Raw genomic sequence first — 16555 nt, 5'->3', positions numbered from 1 at the left:
CATCACGAAGGTCATCACCCATCCTCAGACGGAACACAGGCTTCCCCCAGCGGACCGGGACAGGATCGGTACATGAGCCGCCGCCCGTGGGCCCGCTCGCTGCGCACACGCCTGCTGGTCCTCGTCACCGTCACCCTCGTGGGCGTGTGCGCCGCGCTCGCCCTCACCACCGTCCTCGCCCAGCGCGCCTATCTCATGGGCACCCTGGACGACCGGGTGAACGCCGCCGCCGAACGCAGCGTGGACGGGGCCGCACTCCACCCCGAACTCCCCGCCGACCTCGCCTTCCTCCACGAGGGCGGCCACACCGAGGGGCTGCTCGCCGCCCGGCTGGATGCCGCCGGGCACCTCGTCTCCGCCGCGGTCGTCACCCGGGACGCGGCCCCGCGCACGCTCACCTCCGCCCAGCGCGCCGGCCTCACCGGCATCCGGGCCGACGGCTCGGTGCACACCCGGACGGTGCCCGGACTCGGCACCTACCGCGTCACCGCCCTCGACGCGAGCGGCATCCGCGTCCTCACCGGCCTGCCCATGGACGACGTCCGGGCCACGCTCGGCCGGCTGGTCGAGATCGAGGCGATCGTCGGGGCCGCCGGACTCGCGCTCGCCGGCGGCGTCTGCGCGATCGTCATCCGCAGGCAGCTGCGCCCGCTCGACCGGGTCGCCGCCACCGCCGTCGAGGTCACCCGGGTCCCGCTCGGCCACGGACAGGTCACCGCGCTGCCCCGGGTGCCCGCACGCGACACCGACCCCGGCAGCGAGGCCGGCCAGGTCGGCGCGGCCCTCAACCGGATGATCGACCACGTAGAGGCCTCGCTCGCCGAACGCCGGCGCGGCGAGGAACGCATGCGCCGCTTCGTCGCCGACGCCAGCCACGAACTGCGCACCCCGCTCACCTCCATCGCCGGGTACGCGGAGCTGATGAACCGCGTCGCCCCCGACCTCGCCTGGCGCAGCGTCCTCACCGAGTCGGCCCGCATGACGGACCTGGTCGAGGACCTGCTGCTGCTCGCCCGCCTCGACGAGGGACGCCCGCTGCAGACCGCCGAGGTGGACCTCGCCGCCGTGGTCGCCGAGGCCGTGTGGGACGCCCGGGCGGCCGGCGCCGATCACTTCTGGCGCCTCGAACTGCGACCGGACACCCCGGCTTCGGTCACCGGGGACGCGGCCCGGCTGCACCAGGTGGTGGCCCACCTGCTGGCCAACGCGCGCACGCACACCCCGCCCGGTACGACCGTCACCGCCACCGTCGAATCCACCGCAGGCCGCCACCTCATCCGTGTCCGCGACGACGGCCCCGGAATACCGCCCGACCTCCTGCCGACCGTCTTCGAACGCTTCACCAGGGCCGACACCTCACGCTCCCGGGGCCCCGGGGCGCAGGGGGGTGCTGGTCTGGGGCTGGCCGTCGCGGCGGCGATCGTGGGGGCCCACCAGGGCCGGATCGACGTGACGAGCGTGCCCGGGCGCACGGAGTTCACGGTCGACGTGCCGGCGGCCTCGGACGCCGTTTCACCGCCCGTGGTCCTCTCCGGACTGAATCCGGTGTCCCATTCGCCGTCAGCTTCCTCCGAACCTTCAAAGAGCTGAGAACGCCCACATGACGGCCACGTTTCACCGTACGCTCTGTGCTTGTGCAGCATTTAGATCCAGTCAATGCGCCGGGTGTCTCCAGGGCCGTGACGCACGATGCCGTGGTGATCATTCCGGGGATCATGGGCAGTGAACTCGTAGAAGCCGAAACGGGTCGTGTCCTGTGGGGGATGAAGACGGCGCTCGCCTATGCGGCGCGCTGGCATCACAAGGACGGAATGGCGGCACTGGCCGTCACGGAGGCCGAACGGGCCGGACGACTCGGCAGGGTCAAGGCGCGGCGCCTGCTCAAGTTCGCCTCATGGTCACCCATTCTGGGCGGCCTGGAGCCGTATACGCGTCTGGTACAGGGTCTGGCCCCCGCCGTGGCCGACCCGGCGGCCATCCTGGAGTTCCCCTACGACTGGCGGCTGCCCGTCGAGTACAACGCCCGTCGGCTTGCCGATGCCGTCGACTCGCATCTCAAGGCCTGGACCGCGCACCCCGCCTATCAGCAGGCTCGCCGTGGTGACGCCGAAGGCCGACCCGCTGAGGTCGTGCTCATCGCCCACTCCATGGGCGGACTCCTCGTACGGGAGATGGTTCAGATCCCCGGGGCGGCCGATCGCGTCCGAGCCTCGCTCACGATCGGAACCCCGTTCCACGGCGCCGTCAAAGCCGCTGCGATCCTCAACTCCGGCCGAGGCGCCCCCGTCCCCCTTCCCCACCGGCAGTTGCGGGATCTCGCCCGTACGCTCCCGGGGCTGCACGACCTGTTGCCGACGTACCGATGCCTCGAGACCGACGACGACATGACTGTGCTGACTCCATCCGACGTGGTGGCCTTCGGCGGGGACCGCGAGCTGGCCGAGCGATCCTTCAGCCGTTCATCGGCACTGCGCAGCGCGCGTCTGCCGGAGCACGTGATGATCGTCGGCATAGCCCAGGACACCATGCAGAGCATGCGACTCGCGGACGGGGCGGTCACTCCTCAGTCGTACGTCTTCCGACGCCACGAGGACGGCGAGGTACGGCGTGACGAGATCGGGCGGCCACTCAAGGACGACTGCGCGGGTGACGGCACTGTCTACCGCTACGCGGGGCATGCCTACGGCGTCGCGGAAGGCGGTGCGTACGCTCAACAGCATGGCGCGCTGGCCACCTGCGGGAGCGTGATCGACCGATCGCGCGCCCTGCTGAACGGGCTGCGTCGTCCCGAAGAGCTGGGACAGCGGCTCGGGCACGGCGAGACCGGGCTGCAGGTCCCCGATCTGGTCGGCGTGGATGAGGACTTCGAGATCGTCGTGACCGGCGAGGACGATCCGCGTCGGCTGACCTGCCAGGTGCAGGACACCAGTGACGCCGATCGCGTCGTCACCGCACCTTCGTTGCCCCCACGCCGCGATGCCTCGGGCGCGTTGCGGGCCCGGTGCCGGCTGCGTGCACCCGGCCTGTACCGCGTCAAGGTCTCCGGAGGGGCCGAACCGGTCACCAGCCTTGTGATGGCCAGCTCCGAGGATCCGGACATCGGCGGCTGACTCGTGTGGGGGGATGCATACTCGGAGGAGGCGCCGGACGGGGAAGGCTTCGACGTCTATTCCGTGGCGCTCGGTGACTACCTTCGGCAGGAGAACTTTGACGCTGAGGCGGAAGCCCGGGAGATCGGTGCGCTCCTCACCCAGCTCGGCGGCACCCCGGTCACCTGGGACGTCGAGCCCGAAGAGCGCGACCTCGCGCGGGTCGACATGCGGCTCAAGGGGTGGGCCCAGCCCGAACCCGTCCGCAACGGTGTCCTCCTGTGGATCGGGCATGGCACATCGAACGGCCAAGAGGCCGTGCTGTTCATCAGGGGGCACTCCTCCGGGACGGACGACAGCGAGTTCTCACCCGCTGCCTTCGCCGAGCACGTCAAGGACGCCCGCCGACTGCGGTCCTACGACCGCCTGTGGGACATCGTCGTCGTCGAGGCGTGCGGCGCCGCGCGCTTCGTGGAGGCTGCGCTCGGTCCGATCACTCAGGCGGGTCTGAGCAAGGGTCTCCTGCTCGTCGGGTCGGGGCGGGACGAGGGCAGCGGGCATCTCGGCACGTTCCGGCGCACACTCGAGCACATCCTCACCCACGTCTACGGCGATCACGACACGGTCATCACCGTCTCCGGACTTGCCAAGCACCTGGACGATGCTCAGACGTTCTACGTGTCCTCACAGAACCTGGGAGGCCTCCCCCCACTGCGCCGCCGCACCCCGCTCGCGGTCACCACGTCAGTGGAGAACCATGCCCGGCTGCGCGAGGCGCTTCAGTCGCTCTCCGAGGAGGAACGCACCCACTTCGCACGCAAGGGGCTCGGCTCGGAATTCGGAGAACTCGCCTGGTGCTTCGCCGGGCGCGGGGCAGACCGAACCGCCATCGCCGCATGGCTCTCCGGTCACCACTCCGGTGTCCTGGTCGTCACAGGGCGGGCGGGCTGCGGGAAGTCCGCCCTGCTCGGCAACCTCCTGTTGCACGCCCACACGCGGTTCGTCGAACTGCTGCCGCTGCTGTCCAGGGCGCACCTCACGGACGGGGAGGACGAGAAAAGCTTGGACCTGCCGACGTTCGACGCCACGATCCACCTGGCCGGGGCGACCACGCATGACATCACCGCGCGGCTCTCCAAGGTGTTCGACGTCGAGCTGCCCCCGGACATCCTGTACCCAGCCGAACGCTCCAACGCCCTGATTCAGGCCCTGCGATCGCGTCCTGACGGGGACCGTACCTACACCCTTCTCGTGGACGCCCTCGACGAGGCGCACGAACCGCCCCTGATCGCACGGCTCCTCCGCGAACTCGGCACACTGCCGGGCATCCGCATCCTGGTGGGTACGCGCGCCTCGTCCACCGAGCGCGTCGGGTCCTTCCCACGCGCCGACGAGGATCTCCTTGACGCCCTGGGCATCGCCGAGGACCACGTCCAGGTGCACCGATTGCGGCGTGACCCGCAGGCACTGACCGATTTCGTCACGCGGAGTCTGGAGCGGGCGAGAGCTGATTTTCCCGAATCGCAGGAGAACTTCCAGGACGCGGTGCGGCGTGCCGCCGTGCTGATCGTCGGTGACGGAGACGCCACGGCGGACCGGGACTTCCTGTACGCGACCCTCGCCGTGCACGAGATCCTCGCCGACCCGGGCCTGCTCCTCGCCGAACGAGTGCGTGAACTCGCCGAATTGCTGCTGGGAGACCACCGCACCCTCTTCACGACCACACTTCGCCGGCTGGCCGCACAACACCCCAGTTCACCACAACTGCTGGAGGCCCTCGCACACGCCCAGGGCAGGGGTCTTCCCCGGGCGGACCGCATCTGGGCCACTGCCGCCACCGCGCTCGGAAGCGGGCCTGACGACTCGATCGGCGCGCAGGACATCGACGAGGTCCTCGAAGTTGCGGCGCCCTACATCATGCTCGACGGAGAGGACGGACAGAGCGTCCACAGACTGGCCCACCGCACCTTCGCGGAGTATTTCACGCAAATCGCCACCGATGACGTGAGCGAGCGGGCGCGGCGCATCACCGTGGCGCTGGTGCGCCTGGCGGACGAGGACCCCGGTCAGCCTCTGAACCCCTATCTGGCACGGCATCTGTCGGGTCATGCCGCCGCCGTCGGCACAGCGGGATGGGTCGCGCTCGCCGAGTGTCCCGCGGTGCTCGACCGGTTGTCCGTTCCGGCCATGGCCACCGACGTCCTGCGGGCAGTGGGTATGTCGGACCGGTTGCCGTCGAGCGTCCTCGGCGTGCTCGACGCCGCCTATTTGCTGCGCCGTGGCGGACCGGCCGATCGAGTGGGGCTGCGGCAGCTTGGCACGACGCGCGCAGCGGGGGTCGCGCCTGTCGAAGAACGGCATCCCGGCGCGGAGAGCGCCGGCTGGCAGGTGTGCTGGGCCCGGTTGCGGCCCCGCCCGTCCCGGCTCACCCTTGCCCGCCACGCGGCGCCGGTCCGCTCCCTCGCGGCCGTCACCGGGGCGGATGGAAGCACGCGACTTGCAGGTGTCGACGACGACGGGAACCTCCACGTCTGGGATCCCTCCTGCGAGTACGCGGCGACCACCGCCGCTTCCTTAGCCACAGGCCCGGTGACGACGGTGACCGCGCTGCCCGGCAGGGCACTGGTGGCCACGTCGGGACACGACAAATGCGTTCGGATCTGGGACCTCTCCTCGGAACGGCCGAAGCTCCGTCGCAAGGTGGAGAGCGGCATGTGGCCGCATGCGTTGCACGGCTATCTGGCGCCGAGGAGCGGTGGTGACAACCTCCCGGACGCTGTCCCGCTGCAGGAACCCGAGGTGGCGATCGGGGAGTACGGAGGGGCGATTCGCTTCCTGGACCCGCTGACCGGACACATGAGGCAAAGATGCCTCCGGAGCCAGGACGGCGCACCGGTCTGGGCACTCACCACCTTCACCGACGGCACCGGATCCATGTTGCTGGCGAGCGTGGCGGACAACGGCATACAGGTCTGGGACACGGTCGCCAGCCGCCGTCGCGGCGACGCGGTGCGACGGGCCGGGGCGACGGCACGCGCCGTCGTGGCCTTCGAACGGCCCGACGGCGGGGGAGCACTCGTGGCCGGTGGATGGGACGACGGCGGGATAGAGGTCTGGGATCCCGTCACCGGCGACAGGGCGGCAGCGTTCGTTTCGGACGGCCCGGTTCACGCACTGGCCGTCCTCGCTTCGGTCGACGGCAACCGCCCCCTGCTGGCCGCCGTGACACAGGACGGTGCCGTACGTGTCTGGGACGCGCTGACCGGGGAGACGGCGGAGGGAGCGGCAAGCCGGGCGGAGAAGGAGGACGCCCACTCCAACGACCCCGACCACCAAGGTCTTGCCATCGTCGCCTTCGAGGATCCGAGCGGGGACACGCTGCTGGCCACGAGCACCGCCGACGGCACGGTCAGTGTCTGGCACCCGCACCCCCGGCACACGGCGGGCGACCAGGAGGCCCCAGCCGCCACCGATCCGCACGCGGAGCGGATCGTGCGGCTGACGACGGTCAGCGCAGAAGGCGGTCGTACCCTGCTGCTCGCCGAGAGCCACCGGGGCACCCTCGCGGCGTACGACGCGCTCACCGGCGAGCGCGTCGCAACCCCGGCGGACCAGGGCCCGGCCGGGCCGCCGCCCGCTCAGCGGACGTCCCGGCTGACGGGCCCGGACGGGCTGGCGCTGTGCGCCTCCTACGGCAGGAGCGAGACGTTCGAACTGACCGTCGAAGCGACGGGGCGACGGTACGGCACACCGCTGCGGGCACATCAGGACTGGGTGACCGACGTCGTCGCATTCACGACCGCCGACGGACGCAACCTCGTCGTCTCCTGCGCAGACGGCCGTGACTGCACGGTGCGATTCTGGGACCCCGCCGACCCCACCGGCCCCGCCACTCCGGCCGGCCCTGCCGAGCCCGTCGACCGGACACCGCTCTACACCCTCTCGCTCGACACCAGATGCTTCAGCCTTGCCTCGCTCGGCGACGGCCGGCTCGCGATCGGAACCGACGAGGGCGTGCTCGTCGTACGCATGGAGTCCTGGTTGCTCACAGGACGGACGGAAGGGGGCCGAGATGTCCGGACCGCGCAAGGGCAGTGAGTGGTACGCCAAGATGGTGGACCGGCTTTTCTGTCGTCCGGGTGCCTCCTACGGCCCGTACGAGAGGATCTCCGCACCGGAGGTCGTGCTCGAGAACCGGCTGATGCGTGTGCAGATGCAGACTCCGGGCGACGCGTATGAGACCTTCGAGATGTCGCTGTTCGACGGCATCCACGGATTCGCCGGCGAACTGTGGGAGCACGAAGTCCGCAGTCTGCTGCGGCTCCAGGCACTCAATCATCCGGCCCTGCCGCAGATCACCGACGGCAGCTTCGACGCGACGGAGTCGATCGCCTTCACCATGACTCAGGCGAACGGCCGGCCGCTGAACATCGACCGTGCCGTCGAGTGGGCGCAACAACATCGGATCGCCGCCTTCGAACAGTTCAGCGTACTCGTCGACGCGCTCAGCCAGCTGCACGGCTCGGGCATCATGCACCGCAATCTGACCCTCGGCGCCCTCAGGGTCAGAACGGGGCACTCCGAGGGATCCGAGCACATGGCTCTGGGCTTCGAACGCTTCGAGATGAGTACGCTCATCGGCAACCTGCTGCGTTCCATGGGCAGCCAGTCCCAGGCCGACGAGGCCCAACAAAGCATCCGGAAGCTCTATCTGACGCCCCCGGAGCACGTCGAGCGGGCGCGGCACCTCACCTATCTGGCGCCCGAGACCCATCCCTCGCTCTTCGAGGTGATGCCGGTCTCCCGCCGGGACTGGGAGACGACCGACGTCTTCGGCCTCGGTGTCCTGGGCTTCGAGCTCTTCTGCGGGCCGATCAAGAGCTGCCTGCCCGACGAGTACGCCCGTGTGGCCGAGGCGGAGGCCGAAGACGCGGAGCTGAGCAAGGCCCTGGGCGATCTGCACCGCGGGATGCGGACGTATCTGTCCAAGCGGTCCGACCTCCCCGCCGCGCTGACCCGCGTGCTCAGGAAGATGCTGGAACCACGTCCCGAAGCGCGCATCACCTCGTTCGAGACGGCCCGCCGGATCGAACGGGACTGGGAGGCGGTCTGCGGGGTGTGGGAGGACAAGGAGGACACCGGCCGTCCCCACCTCGTCGCCTTCATGCCCGACGAGTCGGTGGAGACGATCTACAAGGCGCGTAACTGGATTTCCCGCAGTCCTGACGACTCAGCCGGCCGTGAGGAACTCAAGGCCTTCTTCGAGAAGGAGCTGCGCCAGGCCGAACTGGTCAGGTCGCCCAACGGCGCCTTCGGCTACGCCACGGGCCGTGAGGACAAGCTGCGTGAGGCCGAGTGGGTCCTGATCGGCGAGAGCGCGGTGTGGTTCTGCGCCTACCTGTACGACGACTCGACGTCCAAGGACCGCCAGCGGAGGTACGACGACACCTTGGTCATCAAGTACCTCCGTGACCGCGACTACGCCCAGGAACTCGTCAACGCCCAGCCACGCCGTCGGCTGCCACGGATCGACCTGGTCGCCTACCGGGCCGGCCAGGACCTGTCCCACTACAGGGCCGGCCGTCCCTCGTGGACCAGGCTCACCGATTCCGTTTCGACGGGCAGGCGGACCAAGGACGACAAGGACGAGGCCTTCCTGCGCGCTCTCGACTTCCTCATCGACTACCAGATGATCGAGCTCAACGCCCGTAGGTATCCGTTCCGCGTCGAACGGCGCGGGACGGGCGCGACCGAGACCGGGGCGGTCACCGGCACGGCCGTCCTGACCTACGAACAACGCCTCGACGACGTACGCCTGCACCGCGACGCCCTGCTCACCGCCTACGCATCGGACCCCCGCCGCCGCCCGGAATTCGGCGACTTCCTCGCCGACCTCCGCTCCGACGAGGATGACTTCGTCAAGCTGGATCTCTCGGAGACCACTCACTTCGGCCGCAATCCGGTCCAGTTGCAGTTCCTCGAACGCCTCGACGCCCGGTCGGTCAGGGTGCGCAGGATCGGTGGAGGGTCGATTCCGGACTCGGGATGGGTTCGACCCTCGTCGGACTCCGGGTCCTACATTCAACTCGGCCGGCAGGCGCGCGCCCGCCATGCCCTGGGCAACCTTCCGGGTCTCATCAGGGCCTTGCGCGAGCCGCTCTCCATCGACCTCGGCCGCGGACGCTACAACGACGACGGCGGGGACCTGAAGGGCAACGCTCCCACCGTGATCAGGGACATGCTCTCGCTGCACCCCTTCTACGCCCTCCAAGGCCCGCCGGGCACCGGCAAGACCACGGTGGCCACCCGTGCGCTCAGCCGCTACGTCACGCTGGAGAAGGGCGCCCGAGTCCTGGTCAGCGCGCAGTCGAACTTCGCCCTGGACAACCTCGGCATCCGCTTGGCGGAGGAGCTGTCCGAGGGTATCGGCAAGGGCCAGATCCTCCTGCTGAGGGAGACCTCCGAGCTGCGTGGTGTCGACAAGGTGGACGAACGACTGATCCCGCACACGCTGCCGGAACTGACGGGGAAGGTCGTGAGCACCATCCAGGACACGCTGGGCAAGAGGTCGGGCACGTCCGGGCGGCCTTCCCTCACGTCAGGTGAGGCCGCACTCGCGCAGCAGTGGCTGGAGCGGGTGGAGGCCGACCAGGTCGAGATCTCCGAGCGGATCAAGGCCGGCGCCAACCTCGTCCTCGCCACCTGTTCCATGGCCGCCACCATCACCGACACCGTCCGGAACCCCTCCGACCTCTTCGACTGGGTGCTCCTGGAAGAGGCCGCGAAGGCGTGGCCGACGGAGGTCGTGACGCCATTGGTGCTGGGCGTCCGCTGGACGCTCATCGGAGACCACCGGCAGCTCGGCCCGCACCGCGAGAGCGATGTGCGGGCCTTCCTGACCAGCCTTGCCGGACATGGGAACCCCGACGTGAAGCGGCATTACGACGCCCGCGAGAGCTATCTGAAGGTGCTGGGACTCTTCGGCGAGTTGTTCGGCACCCAGCGGGCACGGCCGCCGCACAGCAGACAGGTCCCGCCGCTCGGAAGTCTGGAGAAGCAGTTCCGGATGCATGAGACCATCGCCGAACCGGCCAGCCGGTCCTTCTATCCCAAGGAACCCGCCGAGATGGACCCGGCTCTGGGGCTGCCGGTGAGTTTCCTGACCACCCACAGCACCGCCAACGAGCCGCACAGGGTTCTGCAGCCGGAGTTCCTGGAGGGCCGTCCCCTGGTCTGGATCGACACCGCCGGGCGGCCGGACTGCGCCGACCAGGGGTACTGGAGCAACCCCGGAGAGGTGGAGCTGGTAGACCGGCTGGTGACCGACATGAGACCCGCTCCGGCGAAACTCGCCGAGTCCGACGCACCGGGCAGCCTCGCGGTCCTCACTCCCTACGCCGCTCAGGTCAAACTCCTGAACCAGCGCGGTTCGCTGCGGGGCCGAGTACACACCGTCCACTCCTTCCAGGGCCGCGAGGCGCATCGAGTGGTGGTCTCACTCGTCCGCTCGACCGTGCGAGGAAACACCTTGCAGAGCGTCGGACACGTCGGCCAGGCAGAGGTGATCAATGTCCTCATGTCCAGGGCCCGCCATCTTCTGGTCATCGTCGGCAGCCTCGAGCACTTCGCGGAGTACGGCGGAACGGACTGGCGTCTGGTGACGGACACCGTGAAGCGGTTCGGCAAGGTCGTCCACGCCGACGACTGGACGTGAACCATGGCACAGGAAGTCGAACTCGCCATCCCCTGCAGACTGGTCACGTTGTCCCTGCTCCTGGGACCCGAAGACGGACTCACCACGCTGGAGGACCTGGTCGCGAAAGCGATTGCGGCCGGCCGCACCACCGTCGAGGACCAGGCGGAACTCTTCTCGCTGCCTCGCAGACTCGTTCTCGACGTGGTCCACAGCCTCTGGCGCAAGGGGCACGTCATGGTCGACTTCACCGACGGCAGCCTGGAACTGACCGACGGAGCCAGGGAGGTGATCACCTCTGGCGGATCGCTGCGTGACAGCGCCACGAAACAGGAGCACCGGCAGTTCCTTTTCGAACCTGTGACAGGCCGGGTCTTCCCAGCCGATCAGGGTATCCGCAGACCGTCGCAGAGCAGCCTCAAGGTTCCGCTCCATCAGGTTCTGAGCGAAACCGACGTACCGGCCGCCGAACTCCTGAGGGCGGTCCAGACCGCCATTCGCAACGACCGCCGTACCAGGGGCTTCCGGCAGAACGTCCTCGACGTCGGGTTCAGCAGTCCCGTGCTGCGCCCGGCCAGTGAACTGCGGTGGCTGAGCGCGCACGCACAGGTGTCCCTGGACCCCGACACCGACAGGTTCTCGGTCCGGCTCGTCGACGAGCCCGGTTGGAACGCGCGAGCCGGTGAACGCATGCGCCAGCATCTGGCCGACCTTGCCGACCGGCAGCCCGAGCACCAGTTCGTGCGCGCACTGCGGGGAAGAGCACAGCCTCAGCTGGTGCCCGCCGAAAGCGCCGAGAGTCTGCTGCGGCGCATGGGCGAAGCCGTCGGTAACCTGTCCCGCACGGAGGAGGAAAAGGTCGAGGAGAGGCAGAGGTTCCTTGCCGACCTCTCCCGCCGGGTGTCCGCCCGGATCGCCGACATCGGGCAGAGCAAGGCGGCGGTCACCGTCGTGTCCCATGCGGCCGGCCACCAGTGGACGGTCGAGGACCTGATCCAGTCCGCCACGACCCAGCTGGTCTTCTCCGCGCCCGTCATCAACTACGCGGCCCTCAGTGGGCTGTTGCCCCTGCTGCGCAAGGCGCTCGCACGCGGGGTACAGCTTGTCTTCCTGTGGGGCCGCAGGGACGGCGACACGCTGCCCGACCGGGTGAGCACCGCGCTCTTCGACCTGGAGGCACACCACCGTCCCCGGGTCCTGTTCACCGACCGCAGTGCCCGTACCTCGGCCTGTCTGGTGATCCAGGACAACCAGCGGGCATTCATCGGTACCCACAGCCCGCTCGATGTGGGCACGGTCCGGGACAAGCGTGGAGAAGTGGGCCTCCTGGTCGAGGGCATCGCCCAGGACGGGCCGCACAGCAGGCCGCAGTGCGTCACCGATCTGCTGGTCTGGGCCCGCAAGTCCTTCCCCTACTGGCAGCTCGGGCAGCGCATCCTCATCGAGGACGGCCGCTTCGCCACCGCGACGGAAGCCCGGCGCGCCGAACCGGCAGCCGCCGCCCCGCCACCGGGCGAGGACGAGGGCCGGCTCGACCTGCTTCGCCACGACCCTGCCGCCCGTGCCTTGTGGGCCGAGAGCTGGGCGGAACACCATGCCGTGCTCGCCGACGCGCTGCACCGCGCGACCGAGGGGGACCCCGTCGTCGAGATCCTGGAGGACGGAGCACCGCGAGACCTCCTTCAGCAAGCCCTGCAGACCGCGTCCCGACGCCTGGTGCTGGCCGACGACGTCCAAGGGGCCCACGCCTCCGACGAACGGTTCATCGTGGCGCTCGCCAAGCGGATCGACCAAGGCGTGGCCGTACAACTGATCAGGCCCGGCACCCGGGGCCCGGAAAACCCCACCGCGCAGTCGGCCTTGAAGGATCTCGTCCGTCGCGGTCTGCGGGTCCGTGACGAGCGGGCCGGGGCGCGCGCCGCGGTCTGGGACGACGAAGCGGTCCTCGGCAGCATGTCGCTGCTGAGCGACCGTCGGCGCGTCGAGCGGCCCTCCGAGCGGACCAGCCACGTCGGCGTCCATGTCCGAGGCGCGGAAGCGGCCAACCGGATCGCCGCGGAACTCGGCGTCGTCGCGGAGCGCAGCGCCGAGCCCCAGAGCACCGTGCAGCCAGGCGGGCGGCTCAGCGGTGCCACCGCCGTCGCGCTGTCACTGCTCGTCGACGCAGGCGCCGAGCGGGGCGGCGTGCGCTACGCCGAGACCGTTGCCGCGCGCCTTCGCCAAGTGGACGACCTGTGGGGAGTGCTGCGCGTCTGGGAGCAGAAGAAGGTCGCCTCCAAGGACCTCCGGCCGGTCGTGGCCGCGGCCCTCATCCAGGAGCGTGAGAGCAGGGGAGAGCAGTGGACTCGCTGGGCCGGCTGGCTGGTCGCCGACGCCTGGGAGCGCCGTGCCTTCGTCGAGGCCGCCTTGATGGGCCGATTGCTGCGGGACTCCGAGGGGACAGTGCCCCCCGCCGCCTGCACAGCAGCCGCGGCCATCGAGACCGGCCCCCTCAGCACGGTCCTGGTGGACGCGGCGCTCGAACTGGCCTACTGCGATGACGTACGGGCGCAGGCGGTGGGTGCCGCCGGCGGACTTGCCGAGACACTGCTGCGCGCCGTTCCGGACGGAGGACTGGCCGCGCTCGAACTGCTCAGGGAGAAGCTGCCACCCGCGTGGCAGGACCTCGCCGCGGCTGCCGAGCGTCACCGCGGGCCCAGCGGCCGTGGCCCGCTCCCGCTCGCCCTGCTGGACGCCGAGTTGTCGCGGATGACGGAACTCAGCGAGACCGCCGAACAGTGGGCCGATCTCGTCGACCGGATCAACCGGATGGAACGGCTGCACCGATTCACCTTCGACTCGGGAAAGTTCCTGCATCGGGAGCTGTTCGCCAAGGACGGGCTGCTGTCGGGGATACGGGCGGCGGCCGAGGCCGGCGCCGAGGAGTGCGTACGGATGCAGGCCGGCCTCCCCACGCACGTCCGTCGCCATCTGGACCAGATCGTGGCCGACGGCGGGCGACCCGATATGCAGTGGGGCAACCAGCGCACCTTCCTGGAGACCATCGAGGACATCGTGCGTCGCGCGAGGTCTCTCACAGCCCTGCCGAGGGAGCGCGGCTCCGCCCTGGGCCATCCTGTCGAGCTGGACCACTGCGCCGAGCTCGCAGAGTTGATCGCAGCGAGGTGGGACGCCCTGTTCAGCGAGGCGAATGGCTTGGCCCGCCCGTATGCGTCACCACTCCTCGCCCTGCTGGACCGGCTAGATCCGCTCGCCCAGTGGCACAGGGCGCAGAGCAGGAGGAGGACCGAAGGATGACGAACGAGACCGACACCTTCCTGACGGAAGCCCTCGCCCTGTGGTCCGGCCGATTCAGATTCCCCGGACTGCTGGTGGCGCTCTCCGATGGTCGGGTCACCTCCCCGGAGGATCTGGCCCTCCTCGGCCTGGAGGGGATCGCTGCCGACGGCAACGAGTACCAGACCTTCCTGGGGCTGATCTCCACCGGCGAGTTCCAGGTCGTGGAGGAGGCACTCGCCGAGTGCCAGTCCCTGGAGACGGCACAGATCGACGAACTGCGGACCCGGCTGCGCCGACGCCGGGCGGAATGCCTGCAGAACCTGCTGGGCACAGTGCAGCAGCTCCTTGACCGGGCCGGGGCCGCCGAGGTGGACTTCGATCTGGACCGAGGCGCGCTGATCGCGCTCTGCGAGCGGTCGTGGCCGCAGGTCCAGGAGCGGCTGCAGGCGAAAGAGGACGCGCTGCGGGACAGCCTGCGCGAAAAACGGGCGACGCTGCGCGCGCGCTGCGAGGAGGCCGCCCGACGGGCTGGGGAGTGGGACGACGCACTGGGCTGGCAGTCGGACGCCCTGCGCGGTGTCAGCACCTTGCTGGAAGCCGGGCAACTGCGAGCGGTGGAACTACTTCTGGCCAGCGGGGCCTCACCACGCCCGGGACCGGAGAGCGTGCCGCCGCTGCGCGGCTGGTCGCATGTCGCGGAATCTCCCTCGGAGGTCATGCAGTGGCATCTCAACGCGGCGCTGAGACCACGGACCTACGAGCGCTGGGCCCCTGCTGACCAGCGGGGGCAGGAACTCTTGGAGGCGTTCGAAGCCCTTGGTGACAACACCGAGGCAGCCGCCGCCCAGTTCGCCCGTGCGCTCGCCCGGCTCCTCGGCACGGGGCCGGAGGAATCTCCTGCGGTCTCGGTGCATCGCGTCGACGGAGGGTATCTCGCGACCATCACCGGGGTATTCGCCGAAGCTGAGATCTCCCGGTTCCGCCCCGCTGACAGGGCGGAACTCTTCATTGCCGATCCGGAGACCAGGGAGAGGCCGGAACTCAGTCTGCAGCAGCCCTACATCGCGGTTGGGCGTTCCCTGTCGGCAGCCGACGCGCCTGAGCGGGGCGCTTGTGCGGTGCTCGATCTCGGACACCTCGTCGAGCTGGTCACCTTGCGCTCCCACGTACGCCTGCAGTTGCTGAGGGTCCTCGGACGGCAATGGCCGCTGGCCGCGTTCACCGGCGGGTCGGTCGCCTCGCTGGAGACACTGATCGGCAGTGAGCCCGGCGAGCGATGGCATGTCCTGCGCTGGATCATCGATCTCGCCGGTCTCGGGGACCTGACGACGGCGGACGCCCTGGCATTCCAGGTGGGTGACGACCCGGCGCTGCTCCACCTCTTCCTGGAGTTCCTGGCTCGCAAGAAGCGAGTGGAACGGTCGCAGAGCAGCGCCTACGACGACGTACGCGGCTGGTCGAAGGACCCGCAGTTCGCCAGGACCGTCGAAAAGGTGGTGCTCAGCCCGATCGCCGACTCCCCGGCGGCCCAGGTCGCCTTCTGGGCCGCTTTGTCGGCGGCCGTCCCGGGACAGACGGTGACCCTCGACGAGATCCTGCTGAGCGCCGCGACGATCGCGGGGGACGAGATGGCCGACAACGGCCACGTATCCGAGATCCGGCGGGGCCTGGCCCGGCTTGAGGCACTGCCGTTGGTCGTCAGAGCCGGCGAGGAGGAGGTTCACTTCGACCGCTGCGGTGTCCTTCTGGTCCTTGCCGGTGAAGCAGACCGGAAGGTACAGGATGCCCTGTTCAGGTTGACGGAGGAGGCCACAGCAGCCCGCGAGGGCAACGGCCGGCCGCTCAGCTCCGGGGACTGGCGGTTGTACCGGCACGCCCTGCGTCCCGAGCTGCGACGCTACCGGGAGCTTGCCGACACACCCACCACGAAACCCGAGGAGCTGACCGCAGCCGCGAACGAACTGATCGCCGGGAGCACCGAACTCCCGGCGGCCCCGGTGGACGGAGTCTCCGACGTCACTGCCACGCTGGGCGAGATGGAAGAGTCGTTCGCCGCGCACTATCCCGAGATCAAGCTGCAGATCCACGCACCGGACAGCTCCCCGGTCGCCGTCTCCGCCCAGAGCCTGCAGGTCATCCTCTACGAACTGCTGACCAACGCGGCCGAGGCCTGCACCGGGCATGGCGAGCAGACCGTACGGGCGACGGTGACGCCTCTGGGGACGGAATTCGTCGTGGACGTCCAGGACAGCGGTCCTGGTCTGACCTACGTCGAAGGGACGGAGCACGTGGTGTTCCGCAAGCGGGAGTCGAGCCGAGGGCCGGATCGCGGCCTTGGTCTGTACAACGCTCGCAGGCTGGCCCGCGGTGTCGATGGCGACCTCAGCGTGCGGTCGCGCGCACTGGGGCACCCCGTCCTGCGGGGCGCACACTTTCAGCTGCTGCTTCCGCGAGCCTGAACACGGAGGCGGGCCTGGACACGTTCAGCGGACTT

Annotated in this window: 6 protein-coding genes; all 6 read left to right on the top strand. The window is 69.6% G+C overall.

All coding sequences use genetic code 11. The annotated features are described in order from the left end of the window. Nucleotides 1–72: 72 nt before the first annotated feature. The 6 genes from ACIF83_RS12165 to ACIF83_RS12140 all read left to right on the top strand — a co-directional run bounded on the left by ACIF83_RS12165 (nucleotide 73) and on the right by ACIF83_RS12140 (nucleotide 16520). Nucleotides 73–1590 (top strand): ATP-binding protein, encoded by a 1518-nt coding sequence (locus tag ACIF83_RS12165; protein ID WP_399725991.1) that lies wholly within the window; start codon nucleotides 73–75, stop codon nucleotides 1588–1590. 89 nt (nucleotides 1591–1679) lie between these two features. After that, a complete protein-coding gene (locus tag ACIF83_RS12160) occupies nucleotides 1680–3110 on the top strand; it encodes an esterase/lipase family protein (protein ID WP_393473681.1) in 1431 nt (476 codons plus the stop codon). Nucleotides 3111–3113: 3 nt separating this feature from the next. After that, a complete protein-coding gene (locus tag ACIF83_RS12155) occupies nucleotides 3114–7187 on the top strand; it encodes a hypothetical protein (protein ID WP_399725987.1) in 4074 nt (1357 codons plus the stop codon). Then, nucleotides 7162–10803: an AAA domain-containing protein gene (locus ACIF83_RS12150; protein WP_399725985.1), complete on the top strand. Its 3642-nt coding sequence runs from the start codon at nucleotides 7162–7164 to the stop codon at nucleotides 10801–10803. The genes ACIF83_RS12155 and ACIF83_RS12150 overlap by 26 nt, the downstream gene beginning before the upstream one ends. Before the next feature lie 3 nt (nucleotides 10804–10806). Continuing rightward, a complete protein-coding gene (locus ACIF83_RS12145; protein ID WP_399725982.1) occupies nucleotides 10807–14079 on the top strand; it encodes a hypothetical protein in 3273 nt (1090 codons plus the stop codon). After that, nucleotides 14076–16520: an ATP-binding protein gene (locus ACIF83_RS12140; RefSeq protein ID WP_398138466.1), complete on the top strand. Its 2445-nt coding sequence runs from the start codon at nucleotides 14076–14078 to the stop codon at nucleotides 16518–16520. Before ACIF83_RS12145 ends, ACIF83_RS12140 begins: the two co-directional genes overlap by 4 nt. The last annotated feature ends 35 nt before the right edge of the window (nucleotides 16521–16555 follow it).

It is taken from the genome of Streptomyces sp. NPDC085866, assembly GCF_044541035.1.
Taxonomy (GTDB): Bacteria; Actinomycetota; Actinomycetes; order Streptomycetales; family Streptomycetaceae; genus Streptomyces.
This window is presented reverse-complemented; position numbering and strand designations above follow the sequence as displayed.

What these genes read in the sequence shown, in the direction of transcription:
- ACIF83_RS12165 (WP_399725991.1), top strand. Translation starts at nt 73, where the DNA reads ATGAGCCGCCGCCCGTGGGCCCGCTCGCTGCGCACACGCCTGCTGGTC.
- ACIF83_RS12150 (WP_399725985.1), top strand. Translation starts at nt 7,162, where the DNA reads ATGTCCGGACCGCGCAAGGGCAGTGAGTGGTACGCCAAGATGGTGGAC.
- ACIF83_RS12145 (WP_399725982.1), top strand. Translation starts at nt 10,807, where the DNA reads ATGGCACAGGAAGTCGAACTCGCCATCCCCTGCAGACTGGTCACGTTG.
- ACIF83_RS12140 (WP_398138466.1), top strand. Translation starts at nt 14,076, where the DNA reads ATGACGAACGAGACCGACACCTTCCTGACGGAAGCCCTCGCCCTGTGG.